Annotated in this window: 21 protein-coding genes; all 21 read left to right on the forward strand. The window is 37.6% G+C overall.

Annotated elements, in window-relative coordinates; all coding sequences use genetic code 11:
• Position 1 precedes the first annotated feature (1 nt).
• The 21 genes from FCS21_RS11365 (at position 2) to minD (ending at position 15,617) form a co-directional block, all read left to right on the forward strand.
• Positions 2-307 (forward strand): DUF4144 family protein, encoded by a 306-nt coding sequence (locus FCS21_RS11365; protein WP_138623468.1) that lies wholly within the window; start codon positions 2-4, stop codon positions 305-307.
• A 197-nt stretch (positions 308-504) separates the two neighbouring features.
• Positions 505-738 (forward strand): hypothetical protein, encoded by a 234-nt coding sequence (locus FCS21_RS11370; RefSeq protein WP_118056236.1) that lies wholly within the window; start codon positions 505-507, stop codon positions 736-738.
• A 5-nt stretch (positions 739-743) separates the two neighbouring features.
• Positions 744-1,214, forward strand: coding sequence for an SMI1/KNR4 family protein (locus tag FCS21_RS11375; protein WP_306461459.1), 471 nt, complete (start codon positions 744-746; stop codon positions 1,212-1,214).
• A gap of 70 nt (positions 1,215-1,284) precedes the next feature.
• Positions 1,285-1,617, forward strand: a complete 333-nt coding sequence (locus tag FCS21_RS11380) for a hypothetical protein (protein ID WP_138623470.1) — start codon at positions 1,285-1,287, stop codon at positions 1,615-1,617.
• A 94-nt stretch (positions 1,618-1,711) separates the two neighbouring features.
• Positions 1,712-2,005, forward strand: coding sequence for a YkgJ family cysteine cluster protein (locus FCS21_RS11385; RefSeq protein WP_138623472.1), 294 nt, complete (start codon positions 1,712-1,714; stop codon positions 2,003-2,005).
• Positions 2,006-2,120: 115 nt separating this feature from the next.
• Complete coding sequence (locus tag FCS21_RS11390) at positions 2,121-2,435, forward strand: hypothetical protein (RefSeq protein WP_138623474.1); 315 nt, start codon at positions 2,121-2,123, stop codon at positions 2,433-2,435.
• 73 nt (positions 2,436-2,508) lie between these two features.
• Positions 2,509-2,775, forward strand: coding sequence for a hypothetical protein (locus tag FCS21_RS11395; protein ID WP_138623476.1), 267 nt, complete (start codon positions 2,509-2,511; stop codon positions 2,773-2,775).
• 101 nt (positions 2,776-2,876) lie between these two features.
• Positions 2,877-3,386 carry a TlpA family protein disulfide reductase gene (locus FCS21_RS11400; protein WP_246047200.1) on the forward strand — a complete coding sequence of 170 codons (510 nt, stop codon included), beginning with the start codon at positions 2,877-2,879 and terminating at the stop codon, positions 3,384-3,386.
• A 109-nt stretch (positions 3,387-3,495) separates the two neighbouring features.
• Positions 3,496-4,638 (forward strand): M14 family metallopeptidase, encoded by a 1,143-nt coding sequence (locus FCS21_RS11405; protein WP_138623478.1) that lies wholly within the window; start codon positions 3,496-3,498, stop codon positions 4,636-4,638.
• Between the two features lie 230 nt (positions 4,639-4,868).
• Positions 4,869-6,386, forward strand: a complete 1,518-nt coding sequence (locus FCS21_RS11410; RefSeq protein ID WP_138623480.1) for an alanine/glycine:cation symporter family protein — start codon at positions 4,869-4,871, stop codon at positions 6,384-6,386.
• A gap of 163 nt (positions 6,387-6,549) precedes the next feature.
• Complete coding sequence (locus tag FCS21_RS11415; protein ID WP_138623482.1) at positions 6,550-6,879, forward strand: hypothetical protein; 330 nt, start codon at positions 6,550-6,552, stop codon at positions 6,877-6,879.
• Positions 6,880-7,066: 187 nt separating this feature from the next.
• A complete protein-coding gene (locus FCS21_RS11420) occupies positions 7,067-7,390 on the forward strand; it encodes a YeaC family protein (RefSeq protein ID WP_138623484.1) in 324 nt (107 codons plus the stop codon).
• A gap of 53 nt (positions 7,391-7,443) precedes the next feature.
• Complete coding sequence (locus FCS21_RS11425) at positions 7,444-10,311, forward strand: DUF349 domain-containing protein (RefSeq protein ID WP_138623486.1); 2,868 nt, start codon at positions 7,444-7,446, stop codon at positions 10,309-10,311.
• 194 nt (positions 10,312-10,505) lie between these two features.
• Positions 10,506-11,030: a thioesterase family protein gene (locus tag FCS21_RS11430; protein ID WP_138623488.1), complete on the forward strand. Its 525-nt coding sequence runs from the start codon at positions 10,506-10,508 to the stop codon at positions 11,028-11,030.
• A gap of 118 nt (positions 11,031-11,148) precedes the next feature.
• A complete protein-coding gene (locus FCS21_RS11435) occupies positions 11,149-11,658 on the forward strand; it encodes a GNAT family N-acetyltransferase (RefSeq protein WP_138623490.1) in 510 nt (169 codons plus the stop codon).
• Between the two features lie 265 nt (positions 11,659-11,923).
• Positions 11,924-12,808 carry an MYG1 family protein gene (locus FCS21_RS11440; protein WP_138623492.1) on the forward strand — a complete coding sequence of 295 codons (885 nt, stop codon included), beginning with the start codon at positions 11,924-11,926 and terminating at the stop codon, positions 12,806-12,808.
• 73 nt (positions 12,809-12,881) lie between these two features.
• Positions 12,882-13,079: a CPXCG motif-containing cysteine-rich protein gene (locus tag FCS21_RS11445; RefSeq protein WP_138623493.1), complete on the forward strand. Its 198-nt coding sequence runs from the start codon at positions 12,882-12,884 to the stop codon at positions 13,077-13,079.
• A gap of 249 nt (positions 13,080-13,328) precedes the next feature.
• Positions 13,329-13,568, forward strand: a complete 240-nt coding sequence (locus FCS21_RS11450) for a DUF904 domain-containing protein (protein ID WP_138623495.1) — start codon at positions 13,329-13,331, stop codon at positions 13,566-13,568.
• Positions 13,568-13,861, forward strand: a complete 294-nt coding sequence (locus tag FCS21_RS11455; protein ID WP_138623497.1) for a cell division protein ZapA — start codon at positions 13,568-13,570, stop codon at positions 13,859-13,861. Before FCS21_RS11450 ends, FCS21_RS11455 begins: the two co-directional genes overlap by 1 nt.
• A gap of 190 nt (positions 13,862-14,051) precedes the next feature.
• The gene (minC, locus tag FCS21_RS11460; RefSeq protein ID WP_138623499.1) at positions 14,052-14,771 is read left to right on the forward strand and encodes a septum site-determining protein MinC; all 720 of its coding nucleotides are present in this window, start codon (positions 14,052-14,054) and stop codon (positions 14,769-14,771) included.
• Positions 14,772-14,807: 36 nt separating this feature from the next.
• A complete protein-coding gene (minD, locus tag FCS21_RS11465; protein ID WP_138623501.1) occupies positions 14,808-15,617 on the forward strand; it encodes a septum site-determining protein MinD in 810 nt (269 codons plus the stop codon).
• The last annotated feature ends 1 nt before the right edge of the window (position 15,618 follow it).

Raw genomic sequence — 15,618 nt, forward strand, 5'->3', positions numbered from 1 at the left:
TATGATTTTTTGGCCCTGTATTTTAACGTTAGCAGGTGATGATGAGCTTATTTATCTTGCTAGTGCTGGTGATTTGATCGCCGAGTGTCAGGCGCTAATATTTACTGATGACGACTATGTTATAGATAGTCGCGGTTTTTGTTATGTGATTACCAAGCAATTAGCCTTACATAAAACAGCAAGGGAAGTTACGGTAGATGAAGTCTGCGCATTAATTCGTGCTCATGAATTTCAAAAAGCGACGCTTTGCCTAACCAAAATTCACTTTGCAACTATAGCTGATGCTATTCACTCAATACGCTATTAATTTCTACGTTATTTTTGACACTGTTAACGACGATACCAGTGTCTTTTGTTTGTTATGTAAGCAAAAAGTGCTAAATAAATAATCCAATAAACCGCATTTTATATTTATGGCGCTAGTGAGCGTTATTAAACGCGCAATTAACTGACAAACAACGTATTGTAGCTACTCACAGGGTAAAGTTATGTCGAGGAGCCATTATGGCTAAGCAAAATTACAGCTACGAAAAGCGTCAAAAAGAAATTGCGAAAAAGAAAAAGAAAGAAGAAAAACGTTTGAAAAAAGCCAATGCAGGCGATGTTATTGCGCCAGACCTTGACTTGAATGGACAAGCTGATGGCATTGAAGTAAGCAGCGATATTGATAGCACTGATACGAGTAGCGTTAGCAGTGACGTGAGTCACACCAACAACATTGCGCCAGAGAACCTGTAGAAATTATGGATGATTTAGTTATCAATAGTATTGATCTGTTTGTCAAAAATTGGGGGTCTAAGCATACTATGACGCCAATTCCGCTCGACGATATTACCGAACTTGAACAAAAGTTGTCTGCTTGTTTACCAGAGTCATATAAATATTTACTCGCCACTTATGGCTTAGTGCATAGTCCCAACGTATTAACTACACTATGTGATTTGAATGTTGAAATATCTGATGTACAAGATTTTTTAAGCCTAGATGATGTGTTTTCATTGTCACAGCTATATCAAATGAGTGGCATGCCAAAAGGTTATGCTGTCTTTGCTTCTGACGTTAAAGGTAATATGTTTTGCTTTAAACTGTCTGATTGTCAACAGAAACAAAACGATATGGCGGTATGGTTTTATGACTATGGTCTATGTACTGTTAACAAGGTCTCACATTCATTTAGTGCTTGGTTAGCGCAGTTTAATGCGCTTGTCGATTAACATAGTTAATACAGTTAAGAGCAGCTAACCAGGCCACTTCATATACATAATCGAGTAAGGCGAGGAACAAGTGAATAATTCAAGTATTGAAACAGCAATAAGCTTTCGCTTTCTTACATTAGATAAGTTTCAAGCGTATTCTTTAGCACATGAAATTTTAGGCGCAACACATAAACAAAGCGCTACCAGTCCTTATTATGTTGCCTATGTGCCACTAACAAAACAAAATTTTGACGACATAAATGATTACTACGTTCGACAAAGAATTGATCTTAGCTGCTGCGATATTTTCATTTCAGTCACCGCTGAATCAAATAGCGCTAGGGTTAATATCCCTGAGATAGTAAATCGCATGCTCAAGTACATTGACTGTAAATTAACCTTTTCATTTACCGTGATTTAAAAAATACTGGTATGAGTAGTATTTGTAGTTTATGCCTCGAGAATCGTTCCATTTTAGCGTATGCTAACCGCCATTAAATTTTTTGTTGTAATTTATGTCCATTAAAGTAAAGAACTTACCTGTTAACGAAGTCACTTGTGCTAATTGCCAAGCGTGCTGTTGTAGTTTAGAAGTGATGCTACTTACTGAAACAGGTGTTCCTGATCGTCATGTTTATGTTGACCAACATGGTAAAGAAACAATGTTACGCTTTGATGATGGTTGGTGCTCAGCGCTAGATAGAGATACCTTAATGTGTTCTATTTATGATAATAGACCATGGGTGTGTCGAATATTTGAAATGGGCTCTGCTGAATGCATTGAAGAACGCACAGAGAAAATGATTTAAATTCATTTACTTAAGTTAAGATGTCCACATAAATTATTACACTTTACAATATTAATCGTAATCAAGATGCCGTTTTTGCATCGTTAGCTAATCCAAACAAGAGTCAAGTCACGTTATGAATCCATATACCGATATCGCCGATTTAATTGCCACACTAGAGTTAGAAATCCAAACCCTTACCAACACTATTCACACGTTAAAGCAAGAGCCAAAAAGCTTTAATGAACAAGTGATTTTAAAATATATTGATACGGCAAGTACAGGTAAAACAAAAGATTACGTAAGGTCTTTGGGAGTAAAATCTGATAAGGGTTCATTATTTTCTTCTGGTGAAGTGAGTAAGTTAATCAAAAATGGTGCTGATGATATCTCACCTGAGTTACTTGCAATTGCTCGTGATGTGGTTAATATGAAAAAAACTAAACGTTAAACCACTCAACGTTATTGCTAGCATTAGCGCTTAATATAGAGCTAATGCTAGCACGACACTCTGGTAAAAATAAATGAATCGTACGCTCCTACCGACGCTGCTCGGTGTTTTTAGTAGTTTATTTGCTATTTGGTTGCTCCATAATTATTTAATGGTAGATGATTGTTTAGATCAAGGAGGCACTTTTGACTACGCTACGGCTAAGTGCCTACTAAGCACTGGCCAGATACTGGATGCTAAATTAGAAAATCTTGCACTAGTGCTTTATTTTGTGGTTGGCTTTGGTGTCTCGTTTATCGTTTCAAGCTTGATTAAAAAGTTAATTAAAATCAAAAAGTAAGTGTGGTAAGTTTACCGGGTAAATAAATAATATTTTAGAAAATTTAATAGCGCATTCATGGGTCTATTAAACTAAATACACTAAAACGTTAGGAGTTTACCTTGCTACGCAGTTTTACTATTCAAGCCATTATTTTTTTAATCGTTTTTCAACTACTGTCTTTTTTACGAGAAAGGAGCATGTTGTCAACAGATATCTCCCTGAACAACATTAACACCAGCTCGCAAGCGATTAATCTAACTAAAGTGCCTACCTTGATGGGTGATACTGTTTCATTAAACGCGCAAGGAAAAACTACCATCGTATATTTTTTTGCGCCTTGGTGTCAGGTTTGCCATGCCAGTATTGGCAATTTACAAGCGTTGTTTGAAAAGAATGATCAACTTGATGTGATTGCGGTAGCGATGGATTATGCGAGTAGCGATGAAGTAATGCGCTTTACTAGTCGCCATCAACTCACTTTTCCTATTGCTTTAGGTAATGAAGCGATTAAACAAACGTTCGAAATTAGTGGCTACCCAAGTTATTACGTTTTAAATGCCGAAAACATCATCATTAGTAAATCGATGGGTTATTCTTCAGAGCTAGGCCTTTATTTGCGGTCATTATAGTTTACATTTAGGATAAAGTTTTTAGTTTGTTCTGTGTAGTGATCTGTTAACTGTTTGTGTACACTATATGCTTACTTGGCTATAAGCCACCAGATAAGAAAGAAATATTATGCAAATTACTGACAATTTTGATAGCGGTAACATCCGCGTTATTGATGCATCTGATGTAAGCAATATTCAACTAGAAATAAAAAAAGACAACCAATCTGATTTTTACCAATGGTTTCACTTTAAACTACAAACGGATTTAACGGCCACTGGCGAACGTCAAGAGCACGTAATGCATTTAACTAATGCCGGTAAATCAGCGTATGTAGACGGTTGGCAGGATTACCAAGCGGTTGCTTCATACGATCGTGAACACTGGTTTCGTGTACCAACACAATACGATGGTGAAAAGCTAACCATTACGTTAACGCCAGAATATGATTCAGTTTATTTTGCCTATTTTGCCCCCTATAGTTATGAACGCCATCAAGATTTAATTCATAATGCACAAATGCATCTTGATTGTCAGGTACAGGTTTTAGGGCAAACACTTGATGGTCGTGATATGACCTTATTAAAAATAGGTGAAGCTGGAGAGGGCAAACGTAAAATTTGGATCACCGCACGACAACATCCAGGCGAAACCATGGCTGAATGGTTTGTCGAAGGTTTGCTAGACCGTCTACTTGATGAAGATGACGGTGTTGCCCGTGCTTTATTAAACAAAGCCGTGTTTTATATTGTCCCTAATATGAATCCAGATGGCAGCGTTCGTGGACATTTACGTACCAATGCTGTCGGGAGCAATCTAAATCGCGAGTGGTTAACACCGTCAATGGAGCGTAGCCCAGAAGTATTCCTTGTCCGTGAACAAATGTTAGCGATTGGCGTTGATATGTTTCTTGACGTACATGGCGATGAAGCGCTACCGGTTAATTTTGTTGCTGGTTGTGAAGGCGTTGTTGCTTACGATGCTAGACATAAAGCCCTTGAAGATAAATTTAAAGACATTATGATCGCCATTACGCCTGAATTTCAAGACGAACGCGGTTATGATAAAGATGAGCCAGGTCAAGCGAATCCTACCGTAGGCACCAACTGGGTTGGTAATCAATTTAAGTGTTTAGCTTATACTATTGAAATGCCATTTAAAGACAACGACTTACTACCTGATTATAGTGTTGGCTGGTCTGATGAGCGTAGTAGTTTACTGGGTCGAGATTTTTTAACAGGCGTTTACCATATGGTAGACGACTTACGTTAATAAGTATTCCATAGTGATTAAAGGCGAATTTCTCTGAAATTCGCCTTTTCTGTCTTTATGTTATCAATATATTATCCGTTCGTGTTACTGCTAGCACTCCTTTTGCTAGCGTTAATTTTATTAGTAGTTTAGTCGTAAATTGCTATAAAAGCAGAGTGGAAATAGCGTAAACAGAGAGAAGAATATATAGTTATGTATAAAAAAATAATAAAAAAACCAAGGAGTTAACCGTGCAAGATATTGTTGATAGTATTAACGGTGTTATTTGGAGCCCCGCGCTCATTTATTTGTGTTTAGGCGCAGGCTTATTTTTTACCGTGTTAACTCGCTTTGTGCAAGTACGCCATTTTAGTGAAATGTGTCGGTTATTACTCTCAGGTAAAAGCTCTGAAAAAGGTATATCCTCTTTTCAAGCGTTAGCTGTGTCTTTATCAGGTCGTGTTGGTACCGGTAATATTGCCGGTGTTGCTACCGCTATTGGTTTTGGTGGTCCTGGTGCTGTTTTTTGGATGTGGGTAGTTGCCTTTTTTGGTGCTGCTACGGCGTATATTGAATCAACCAATGCGCAAATTTATAAAGAAGAAGAAGACGGTTTTTATCGTGGGGGTCCTGCCTATTACATAGAAAAAGCGATGGGGCAAAAATGGTACGCATGGATATTTGCCATCGCGACTACTTTTGCCTGTGGCTTAATGCTACCTATGGTGCAGTCAAATGGTATTGGCGAAGCTATTACCATGGTATTTGGGCAGGGCGATACCATAGAAACTGCGCTAGGTACGTTAAGTATGGTTAAAGTTTATACCGCAACGGCCATTGTATTGTTACTCGGTTTTATCATTTTTGGTGGCGTTAAACGTATTGCCAACTTTACTCAAGTGGTGGTGCCTTTTATGGCGCTTGCTTATATTTTAGTATCATTGGTTATCATTGGCTTAAGTATCGACAGATTACCAGCCGTATTTATGATGATTATTAATGATGCTTTTAACCCGATGGCAGGTGTTGGCGCCGCTATTGGTTGGGGCGTTAAACGAGGCGTTTATTCAAATGAAGCAGGACAAGGCACTGGACCGCATGCCGCCGCTGCCGCTGAAGTTGAGCATCCCGCGCAACAAGGACTAGTACAAGCGTTTTCAGTGTATATAGATACCTTATTTGTTTGTTCAGCGACCGCCTTTATGATTTTAATCACCGGTGCGTACAATGTTCATGGCGTAGGCGAGGTATTTTTAGTGCATAATATTGCTGCAGATGTTGCCGCTAATAGCCCAGCTTTTACGCAACTTGCTGTTGAAAGTGTCTTTAGTGGTGTAGGCAAACCCTTTGTCGCCATAGCACTGTTTTTCTTTGCCTTTACCACTATTTTGGCTTACTACTTTATTGCTGAAAACAATGTCTATTACATTCGACGCACGTTTAAGGTACCAGTACTGAATTTAGCGTTAAAAATAATGCTAATTAGTGCGACATTTTACGGTACGGTAAAAGCCGCTGATTTAGCTTGGGCTATGGGTGATATTGGCGTAGGTATGATGGCATGGCTTAATATCATCGGTATTATTATCATTTTCTTTATGTCAAAACCTGCTATTAAAGCGTTAAAAGATTATGAAGCCCAACAGCAAGCTGGCGTCGAACATTTTACTTTTAATCCTAAAGCATTGGGGATTGATAATGCTACCTTCTGGGAATCGCGTCTTGCTAAACAAAAGGCTAATACAGCAAAAGTAATCGATAAAAGTTAATATCAATAGCTGTTATTTGTTAAAAAGTCGCTCACCTTGAGCGACTTTTTTGTTTAGCTTATTTGTGTTATTCAATTGCTAGGACTAGTGAAATAGCTGAATAGGTCAGGTATACTAGGCAAAATTAAAACATACCACTAACACATTAACGCAGAGTAACTCAATGGCCGTTATTAATTGTCCTAGTTGTAAGAAGAAAGTTTCTGATAAAGCAAAACACTGTAACCATTGTCATATCAACTTATCTGAACTTGACTCAGCGCAACTTGCCAGTATCAACCGGGTAACACTCATTAATAAAACCCAACGTTTGATGAATTATTCTTTTATCGCTATGTTATTATTTTGTGGCGGCTTTTTCTTTATGTTTAGTGAAAGTGTCGCGCCGAACAGTTGGCAATATAATCTAGCGATGCTTAGCACTATTATTGGTTTTGTTATGTATATTATTATACGCGCCATGTTACTTTTTACTAAGCGTAAAGCACGCTAACATCAGCTATTACAAGCTATGACGGAGCAAACAATCGCCATAAAAGAGCATTTGCAAGAGTTAACACAAACGAACAGTTTATAACGTATATCAAACGGATTAATAACTAACAAGCGATCGAAAAGTGATCAAAAAATTAATCTCACTGGTATAATCTACTACTTATTATCTCGGACTCGGAATCGTAATGGATTTAATTAATACCATAGATGCTATGTCAACGGACATGTATTTACGCTTAAAGTGTGCTGCTGAAACAGGTAAATGGCCTGAAGGTACCGTGGTTGACGAAGCACAACGCGCCACCGCATTACAATTGACCATGGCTTATCAAGCGAGGCATTTAGATAACCATGACATGCTTACTATAGGCGCTGATGGTCATATCATTGAAAAAAATAAACGGCAATTAAAGGCAGAGTTTTCCAATAATAAGCCTGAAGAAGATCTCAAAAGCTGTAGTAAACCCACACAAGCGGATATCGCTTATTTCAGTAACAATGAACTTTAAAGCAGCACCTAAAGCGCGTTTGTTAATTTCCTATTGATTGAACTAAAGTAACTATGATCTTTTCCAAATTATTTAAAACCAAAGCAAAGTGGCTTCACAAAGAAGCCGCTGTGCGTATTAGCGCAGTTAATGATGAATTATCTGCTGATAATCCAGAGCAATTAACTATATTAACGGATCTTATTAACGAAGATGATAGTGAGTTAGTCCGCCGAGCTGCTTTGATTAAAGTAGGAACGTTTGAATCTTACCTAGCAGCAAGTCGTGATAATAACCAAGTGAAAGTAAAACAGTTTGCAGGTAAACAAGTACATGATATTTTAGCGACCGATCATAATGTCGTTATCAGCGCCGAGCGGAAAAAAACGCTATTAGCTGAAGAAGAAAAAACACCATTGCTTAGCTTAGCTTTATTAGAAGCCTGGTTAGCCCATGAGCAAGATATTGTCATTATGATTATGCTTTATCAGCTTATTAGTGCGCGTAAAACCACGATGCACTTAATAACACATAGCTTTAGTCAAAAACAACATCCTGACTTTCAAGCCTACTTACTTAATCAAGTTGATGACACTAAAGTATTAGAAAAATTAAGTAAAAAAGCTTGTAATGATGCGTTAGCGCAACAAATTCAAGATAAGCTTACTGCGATAAAAGCAGCGGCAGAAAAACCACAAAAGTTAACGAAACAAATTCAACTGATCTTAGCTAAACTTCAGGCGCTAAAAGAGGTGAGCGATTACAGTGTTTATAAAAAACGTAGGACATTATTAGTGAATGAATGGCAAACACTTACGCCAGAGTTCGATGTATTTACGAGTGAAGAAGCTGCTACGTTGACTGAAAAATACCAAACGATAATCACACAATTAGAAAAATTATTTGTTGTAAAAGCAGAAGAATATAAACAACAAATTATTAGTGATAAGTTAGCGCATGATAAGCAGCAAGACAAAAAATTGTTTAGTCAGCAACTTAATCAAATAAGCCAAGGTATTACCACGGCTGTTTTTGCCAGTGAAAAAATTCAAGAAGTAGAGTTTAACCGTTTGTTACGTCAGTTAAAAACAGACATTAACGCCTCAGTGCTTAATAAAGAAGAGCAACAGGTTTTTATTGTACAAGTGGAACAACTCACTAAACGTTTAGATGAAGTACCTGAAATTGCGGAATCAGTTAGTCAAGCGACGCATTTAATTTCAAAAATATCACAATTAACCTTACCTAAATCATTAACGGAATTAAACGATCGTCAACAAACCTACCATGATTGGTTAGCAGCGTGGCGCGTTGTTGAGCAAAAAACGTCAGGTATTTTGCCTGAATCGATTGTTCAATCTCAAAAAGAAATAGTCACGACTTGGCAAAGTGGTTTAAAAACCCTACAGAGTCAGCAAAAAGATTTGTTTTTTCAACATAAAAAAAGGTTACAAGACATAAAACGCTTACTGAGTAACGGTAAGTACAAGGTGTGTTTTGGTTTATTTAAAGGTGTAAAAGAGAGTATTGACCAGCTATCTGTGCAACAACAACAGCAATTACAGCGTGATTTTGACCAAGTAAACGAAAAAATGGTCGAGCTTAGTGATTGGGAGCATTATATTGCCACACCACGTAAGCAAGAGTTATTACAGGCTATTCAAACCTTGGTTGACACACCACTTGATAACCCGAACGAACAAGCAGCAAAAGTGAAAGCGTACCGTAATACCTGGAACTCGTTAGGCCACGCTGATGAAGATATTGATAAACAATTAAATGAACAATTTAATCAGCTGTGTGAACAAGCCTTTACTCCTTGTCGTTTATTTTACGCCGAGCAAGATAAAATGCGCATTGAGCATTTAGCGCAACGTCAAAAAATACTGGTAAAAGCAGAGCAACTGGTGAATCAACTTAACGCGTCACAAGAAGACAATACGGTAGATTTTAAAAAACTTGATGGTCAACTTAATAATTTACAACAGCAATGGAATACTGCTGGTGACGTTGATCGTAACCAATATAAAAAATTACAAGGACAGTTTAAAAGTATTACTAGCCCGATTAAAAGTGCGATTAGTGCTTTTCATGTGAGTAATGCCACAAAAAAACAAGCGTTGATCCTTGATGCACAAGCGTTATTGAACGAGGAAGACGTATTAGCAGCCATTGAAGACGCTAAACGATTACAGCAAACGTGGCGTGAAATAGGTTTTGCTGGTAATCATCAAGAAAACCAATTGTGGCAGCAATTTCGCCAAGTAAATGATGAATTATTTGCGAAAAGGCAGCAGTTTAAATCGGATCAACAAGCGACATTATCGACTCAACAACAAGCACTTTTTGATCAAGTCGTGCATATTGAAGCGACTTTTAACGACTTAGCCCGCGATGATGTAAAAGCATTACACCTTGTTGAACAACAAGCTCAAAGCTTACTTACCGAGGTTATTGCCAGTAAACCAGTGATTAAAGCAGTGGTTGTGCGCCTTGAAAAGCTTATCAATAATATTGCGCAAAAAATTAAAAGTGAACATCAAGTTAAAGCGGCTAAAAACTGGTCTAACTTATTTGAATTGTTGACCTTACAAGCACAGAAAAACCAAGATATTGAAGTATTACAAGCCTCTAGTGGCTTTAATGAGCTGACAGGCTTTTGGCAAAAGCGTTTGCAAGAGCAGCTTAAATTAACCCAGAAAGTTCAAGGTAGTGCTCGTTTTGATCAAACCTTAGCCATTGAAATATTAGGTAAAAGCGATTCACCAGCAGAGTTAGCTGAGCAACGTTTGCAAGTGCAAGTAAAATTAATGCAAGAGCAAATGTTATCGGGTGCTGAAATTGACTTATCTCAACTGTTGGTTGATTGGTTAATGTTAGGTACGCTTAGCCAAGATGACTTGCCGTTAATTGCACGCTTACAGCCTATTTATTGCCTGTAGTGTTAGGTTAAAAAAGCCTTAGCAAAAATTTTTGCTAAGGAGTAAATTAAAAAGCTAATAACGTTATTGTTATTAGCTTTTTTTTATACGTTTTTTTAAAGAGACAGTTAATTTATTTAATTACTTTATTTATCTGGTACTACCACGTAATCTAATCGTCCGTTTTACTGATAACATTTGTAAGAGAAACAGCTATGTACCCGTATATTAAGTTGATTGCGACCCTATTTAAGGGCAAGTATCGTTCGACGATGAATTTAGATGAGAAGAGCGTAATACACTGTCGCGCTGGTTTAACCGATATTGATATGTTTGTTGAGCTCAACAATGCTCGTCATTTAACTTATATGGAACTTGGCCGTTGGGACTTTTCTGCACGTACTGGCTTTCTCGATCTGATGAAAAAACACAAATGGGCGGTTGCTGTTGGTGGTGCTAGTGTCCGCTATCGCCGAAGAATAGGTTTTTTGCAAAAATTTACCGTCACTACACAGCTTATTTGCCATGACGGACGCTGGTTTTATTTTTTACAAGAAACGCATATGAAAGGTAATATTTGCTCATCGGCATTAATTAAAGCGGCGACTACCTCGAAGCAGGGTTTAGTACCGGCAACTGAAGTACTGGCCGCGTATGATAAGCCTATTCCCAGTTTTGACGTACCTGACTGGGTTAATGCTTGGATAGATGCAGAAAGCCAGCGACCTTGGCCGCAGTAACATGCCTTTATAATAACTACAGTATCGTTAAGCTAGGTATAAATAGCATAAAATAGTAGAGCAAAGATAACACTAGTGTGGTACGAGAATAAAGCGATAATAAAATGAGAGCGGAGCAATGACACAAACAAACAAGATAATAATTAGAGCAGTACAAGCACAAGATGCGAGCAGTATTTGTGATATTTATAATGAATACATTAAAAATACCGTGGTTACCTTTGAAGAAGAGCCTATTAGCGCTGCTGAGATTGTTAAGCGCATCACGCAGATCACCGCAGACGGATTACCGTGGTTGGTAGCGCAAGACCCACAAGGTAATGTTATTGGTTATGCTTACGCAGCTAAATGGCGAGATAGGTTTTCTTTTCGCTTTACTGTTGAAATTACTGTTTATTTACCAGCTAATCAAACCTCAAAAGGTCTAGGCACTCAATTATATCGAATATTGTTTAAGGAACTTAAAGCGAGAAAAATTCACAGCGCAATTGGCGGTATCACTTTACCCAATGCGGCTAGCGTTGCCTTACATGAAAAGTTTGGAATGGTGAAAGTAGGTCATTTTGCAGAAGTAGGCTTAAAGTTTGGTCGTTGGTTAGATGTTGGTTTCTGGCAAGTAACACTGTAGTTATTTATATCTACAGTAAAAGCCAGCATAATGTTTGTTGAGGGTAGTTTTGATACGCCAACACTAAATTGATCATTGTGATGCGCCTCATTATACGTAAGGAGTTAGTAAGGAACTGTTTTTGTTAGGCGTCATTGTGTAGAATCCACCTATTACTTTATTATCATGTGATTATTATTTTACCTATCTTGTGGTAAATAATGGCTTACAAGCAGTAAAGGTAACTAATGATACTTTCTTTTTCTTTTTTAAATGACTCAAATAAATGACTAATATAACAATAGCAACACATAACGGTAACTTTCATGCGGATGATGTTTTTAGTATCGCGGCACTTAAGCATATTTTCCCTACTTTTACGCTAATACGTACCCGTGATTTAAGTCAAATTGCTCAAGCTGATATTGTTATTGATGTGGGTGGTGAATATGACGCGAAAGCAGGGCGCTTTGACCATCATCAACGTGGCGGTGCCGGTGAGCGTGAAAATGGTATTCCTTATTCCTCATTTGGTTTGGTGTGGCAACAATACGGTTTAGAAATATGCCAAGGTAATCAAGATGTTGCTAATGCAGTGGATGCTGGATTAGTGTCAACAATTGATGCGATTGATTGTGGTTATGTTGAAGGTGTAGCCAAAGGTGTAAATCAAGGTATTAGTCTTAGTCAAACCATTTCAATGTTTAACCCTACTTGGCAAGAAGACAGCCACGTTGATAGCTGTTTTGATGAAGCGGTTGCTTTTGCTAGTCGTGTTTTAACACGTTTTGTTGCCTCAGCGCACGGTGGTATAAGTGCTAAAGTGATTGTTGCAAAAGCGATAGAAAATGCTGAAGATGCGCGTGTGATTGTCTTAGATAAATATATCCCATGGAAAAGAACGGTTCATGCTTTATCAACCGAGGCTTTATATATGGTTTATCCATCTCAATCTGGGCAATGGCGTATTCAAACCGTACCGGTTGAACCAGGATCGTTTGAAGACAGAAAGTCATTACCTAAAGAGTGGGCTGGTTTATCTGATCAAGCACTTCAAGACGTTACCGGTATTGACGACGCCATGTTTTGTCATAATGGTTTATTTATTGCTGGCTCTGAGTCTTTTGCCAGCACCATGAAAATGGCAACCATGGCGTTAGAAGCAGAATAGCATCATAAAAAGTCAAAGACGTAATGATATATTTAAACGTTATGTCTTTTGATTATTTTGGAGATTATAAACAATGAATCAATTAACGAAACAAGCCATTTATTGTCCTTATTGTGGAGAAAGCATTAAAGTGCTGATTGATTCAACCGATATAGATCAGCAATACATTGAAGATTGCCAAGTCTGTTGTCGACCGATTAACTTTCTAGTCGCTGATAACGGTGACGGCGAATTTACCGTGAATGTTTATAGTGATGATGACGCGTTTTAGTCAGTTACTCTCTAGTTAAGGGGCGTTAAGCGCTAGAGAGTGGTTACTCATGGTTAGACAAAATTTCTTGCATTGTGATGGTATAAAACCTAACATTAACGCGTGTTTTTTGAGCGCAATAACTAAAACAGGTTAAACATTTATAATTGTTACATAAATTAACTTAATATTTGTACTAAAGAGTAGCATTCTGTCTCAGTTTAGATTAAATTTGCCCATTAAATTTATTACAGTTAACAAGAGCGCCTTATGTTAGAAAATACTCTCCCACAACTCGAACAACTGATCGAAGATATCATCAAAAAAAATAACCAGCTTAAAAGTCAGGTTGCAGAACTTGAGCAGCAAAAATCAGCGCTTATTGATGAAAATGAAATCTTACAACTTGAAGCACTTGACGGTGAAGAAAAACAGAAGCAAACCAACACCGTATTAACCAGCCTATTAGGCAAATTACAAAGTGTAGAAGACTCAGCAGAGGTTAATTAATGATTGCTGAAGACTCTAAAGGTATCAGCATTGAAATTATGGGCAAGCAACATCAGTTCTCTTGCTCAGCTGAACAAGCAGAGGATTTAAATCAAGCCGCTAATAACCTTGCGGTTATGTGTGCTGATATTAAGAAAAAAAACAGTATGGTTAATAGCGAGCGTGCTTTGTTAGTCGCGTCAATTAATTTAAGTTATTCTTTATTAATGGCAAACAACAAACTTAAGCACTCTCAACATGGGCAAAATGCTTTAATTTCTACATTAAAAAGCGCCTTATATAAAACAGAATAATTGTTGAAGTTGTTGTTTATAGTAGTTTATTTGAAAATTACGCGACAACTATTATTCAACATAACCATGCTTTCAACAGCACCGCGATAACCTCTTTGTTATCGCGGTGCTATTGACTATTTTTAACACTAGGTAGATTTAATTCTAGGGAGTTAATTCTAGGTAGTTAATATTTAGGAAAGCTTTCACTATGGCTGATGCCAGCATTGAATTTAAAGGAACAAGCTTTACCTTGTCTGTTTTACATTTAAATACAGCAAGGTTAGTTGATATAAGAACGTATTTAGTTACTAAAGTAGCGCAAGCCCCCGATTTTTTTCATCTCGTCCCTATCGTAGTTAACATTGAAAAAATAGACTATTCAATTGACTATCAAGCGGTTAAAACATTAATTGAAGAGTTCAACTTCACCTTCGTCGCTTTTACCGGCGATGTCGATAAAGAGCAACGCGCACTTATTCGAGAACAGGGCTTTTCTTTTGTTAACACGACAAAAAAAGATACCTCAAAAAAAGTGGCTATAGCACAAGAAACGTTAGTAACAGAAGCTAAAGCCGTTGCAACAACAACGGAAAGTCACTTATACACGGATAAAGTCCATCATGGACAAATTCGTTCAGGTCAGCAAATTTATGCTAAAGAGCAAAACTTGGTGATTATAGGTTCAGTATCTGCTGGCGCTGAAGTGATTGCGGACGGTAATATCCATGTTTATGGTTCATTACGTGGTAGAGCTATTGCAGGGGCAAAAGGTCATCATAAAGCACAAATATACTGCCAAAAATTAGAAGCAGAATTAGTTTCTATTAACGGTAATTATTGGCTAAGCGAGTCAATGGAGCAACATTGGGGCTCACCTGCCTATATTCACTTGACTGACAGTGAGTTAACGTCATCAATACTTATTTAATTATTTAATTATTAACTTATAAAGGATATTCGGTCTATGGCACGAATAATAGTGGTTACATCAGGCAAGGGTGGTGTTGGTAAAACAACTTCTAGTGCTGCAATTGGTCTTGGTTTAGCGTTAAAAGGACACAAAGTTGTGTTAATAGATTTTGATATTGGCCTGCGTAACCTTGATTTGATTATGGGCTGTGAACGACGTGTTGTTTACGACTTTGTCAATGTTATCAATGGTGAATCGACACTAAATCAAGCATTGATCAAAGATAAGCGCGTTAGTAGCTTATCTATTTTACCAGCCTCACAAACACGTGATAAAGATGCTTTAACGAAAGAAAATGTTGGTAAAGTACTTGAAGAATTAGGCGGTCTTTACGATTTTATTGTTTGTGATTCACCCGCAGGTATTGAAGCAGGCGCTATGATGGCACTTTATTATGCCGACGAGGCAATTGTTACTACCAACCCTGAAGTGTCATCAGTACGCGATTCTGATCGAATTTTAGGAATGTTAGCAAGTCGTTCGCGCAGAGCTGAGTTAGGGTTAGAGCCCATTAAAGAACATTTATTGTTAACGCGTTATTCACCTAAACGGGTAGAAGAAGGTGAAATGCTTAGTGTTGATGATGTCAAAGATATCCTCTCTATTCCTTTACTTGGTGTAATCCCTGAATCACAAGCGGTACTTAAAGCATCAAATGCCGGTGAGCCAGTTATTTTAGATACAGAAAGTGATGCCGGTAAAGCTTATCAAGATGTCGTCGATCGCTTATTGGGTGAAACCATTGAATTTAGATTTTTAGTTGCCGAGAAAAAAGGCATTTTCAGTCGTATGTTTGGAGGATAAC

This window comes from Colwellia ponticola (assembly GCF_005885605.1).
In the GTDB taxonomy this organism is placed as follows: domain Bacteria; phylum Pseudomonadota; class Gammaproteobacteria; order Enterobacterales; family Alteromonadaceae; genus Colwellia; species Colwellia ponticola.

What these genes read in the sequence shown, in the direction of transcription:
- FCS21_RS11365 (WP_138623468.1), top strand. Translation starts at nt 2, where the DNA reads ATGATTTTTTGGCCCTGTATTTTAACGTTAGCAGGTGATGATGAGCTT.
- FCS21_RS11370 (WP_118056236.1), top strand. Translation starts at nt 505, where the DNA reads ATGGCTAAGCAAAATTACAGCTACGAAAAGCGTCAAAAAGAAATTGCG.
- FCS21_RS11375 (WP_306461459.1), top strand. Translation starts at nt 744, where the DNA reads ATGGATGATTTAGTTATCAATAGTATTGATCTGTTTGTCAAAAATTGG.
- FCS21_RS11385 (WP_138623472.1), top strand. Translation starts at nt 1,712, where the DNA reads ATGTCCATTAAAGTAAAGAACTTACCTGTTAACGAAGTCACTTGTGCT.
- FCS21_RS11390 (WP_138623474.1), top strand. Translation starts at nt 2,121, where the DNA reads ATGAATCCATATACCGATATCGCCGATTTAATTGCCACACTAGAGTTA.
- FCS21_RS11395 (WP_138623476.1), top strand. Translation starts at nt 2,509, where the DNA reads ATGAATCGTACGCTCCTACCGACGCTGCTCGGTGTTTTTAGTAGTTTA.
- FCS21_RS11405 (WP_138623478.1), top strand. Translation starts at nt 3,496, where the DNA reads ATGCAAATTACTGACAATTTTGATAGCGGTAACATCCGCGTTATTGAT.
- FCS21_RS11415 (WP_138623482.1), top strand. Translation starts at nt 6,550, where the DNA reads ATGGCCGTTATTAATTGTCCTAGTTGTAAGAAGAAAGTTTCTGATAAA.
- FCS21_RS11420 (WP_138623484.1), top strand. Translation starts at nt 7,067, where the DNA reads ATGGATTTAATTAATACCATAGATGCTATGTCAACGGACATGTATTTA.
- FCS21_RS11425 (WP_138623486.1), top strand. Translation starts at nt 7,444, where the DNA reads ATGATCTTTTCCAAATTATTTAAAACCAAAGCAAAGTGGCTTCACAAA.
- FCS21_RS11430 (WP_138623488.1), top strand. Translation starts at nt 10,506, where the DNA reads ATGTACCCGTATATTAAGTTGATTGCGACCCTATTTAAGGGCAAGTAT.
- FCS21_RS11435 (WP_138623490.1), top strand. Translation starts at nt 11,149, where the DNA reads ATGACACAAACAAACAAGATAATAATTAGAGCAGTACAAGCACAAGAT.
- FCS21_RS11440 (WP_138623492.1), top strand. Translation starts at nt 11,924, where the DNA reads ATGACTAATATAACAATAGCAACACATAACGGTAACTTTCATGCGGAT.
- FCS21_RS11445 (WP_138623493.1), top strand. Translation starts at nt 12,882, where the DNA reads ATGAATCAATTAACGAAACAAGCCATTTATTGTCCTTATTGTGGAGAA.
- FCS21_RS11450 (WP_138623495.1), top strand. Translation starts at nt 13,329, where the DNA reads ATGTTAGAAAATACTCTCCCACAACTCGAACAACTGATCGAAGATATC.
- FCS21_RS11455 (WP_138623497.1), top strand. Translation starts at nt 13,568, where the DNA reads ATGATTGCTGAAGACTCTAAAGGTATCAGCATTGAAATTATGGGCAAG.
- minC (WP_138623499.1), top strand. Translation starts at nt 14,052, where the DNA reads ATGGCTGATGCCAGCATTGAATTTAAAGGAACAAGCTTTACCTTGTCT.
- minD (WP_138623501.1), top strand. Translation starts at nt 14,808, where the DNA reads ATGGCACGAATAATAGTGGTTACATCAGGCAAGGGTGGTGTTGGTAAA.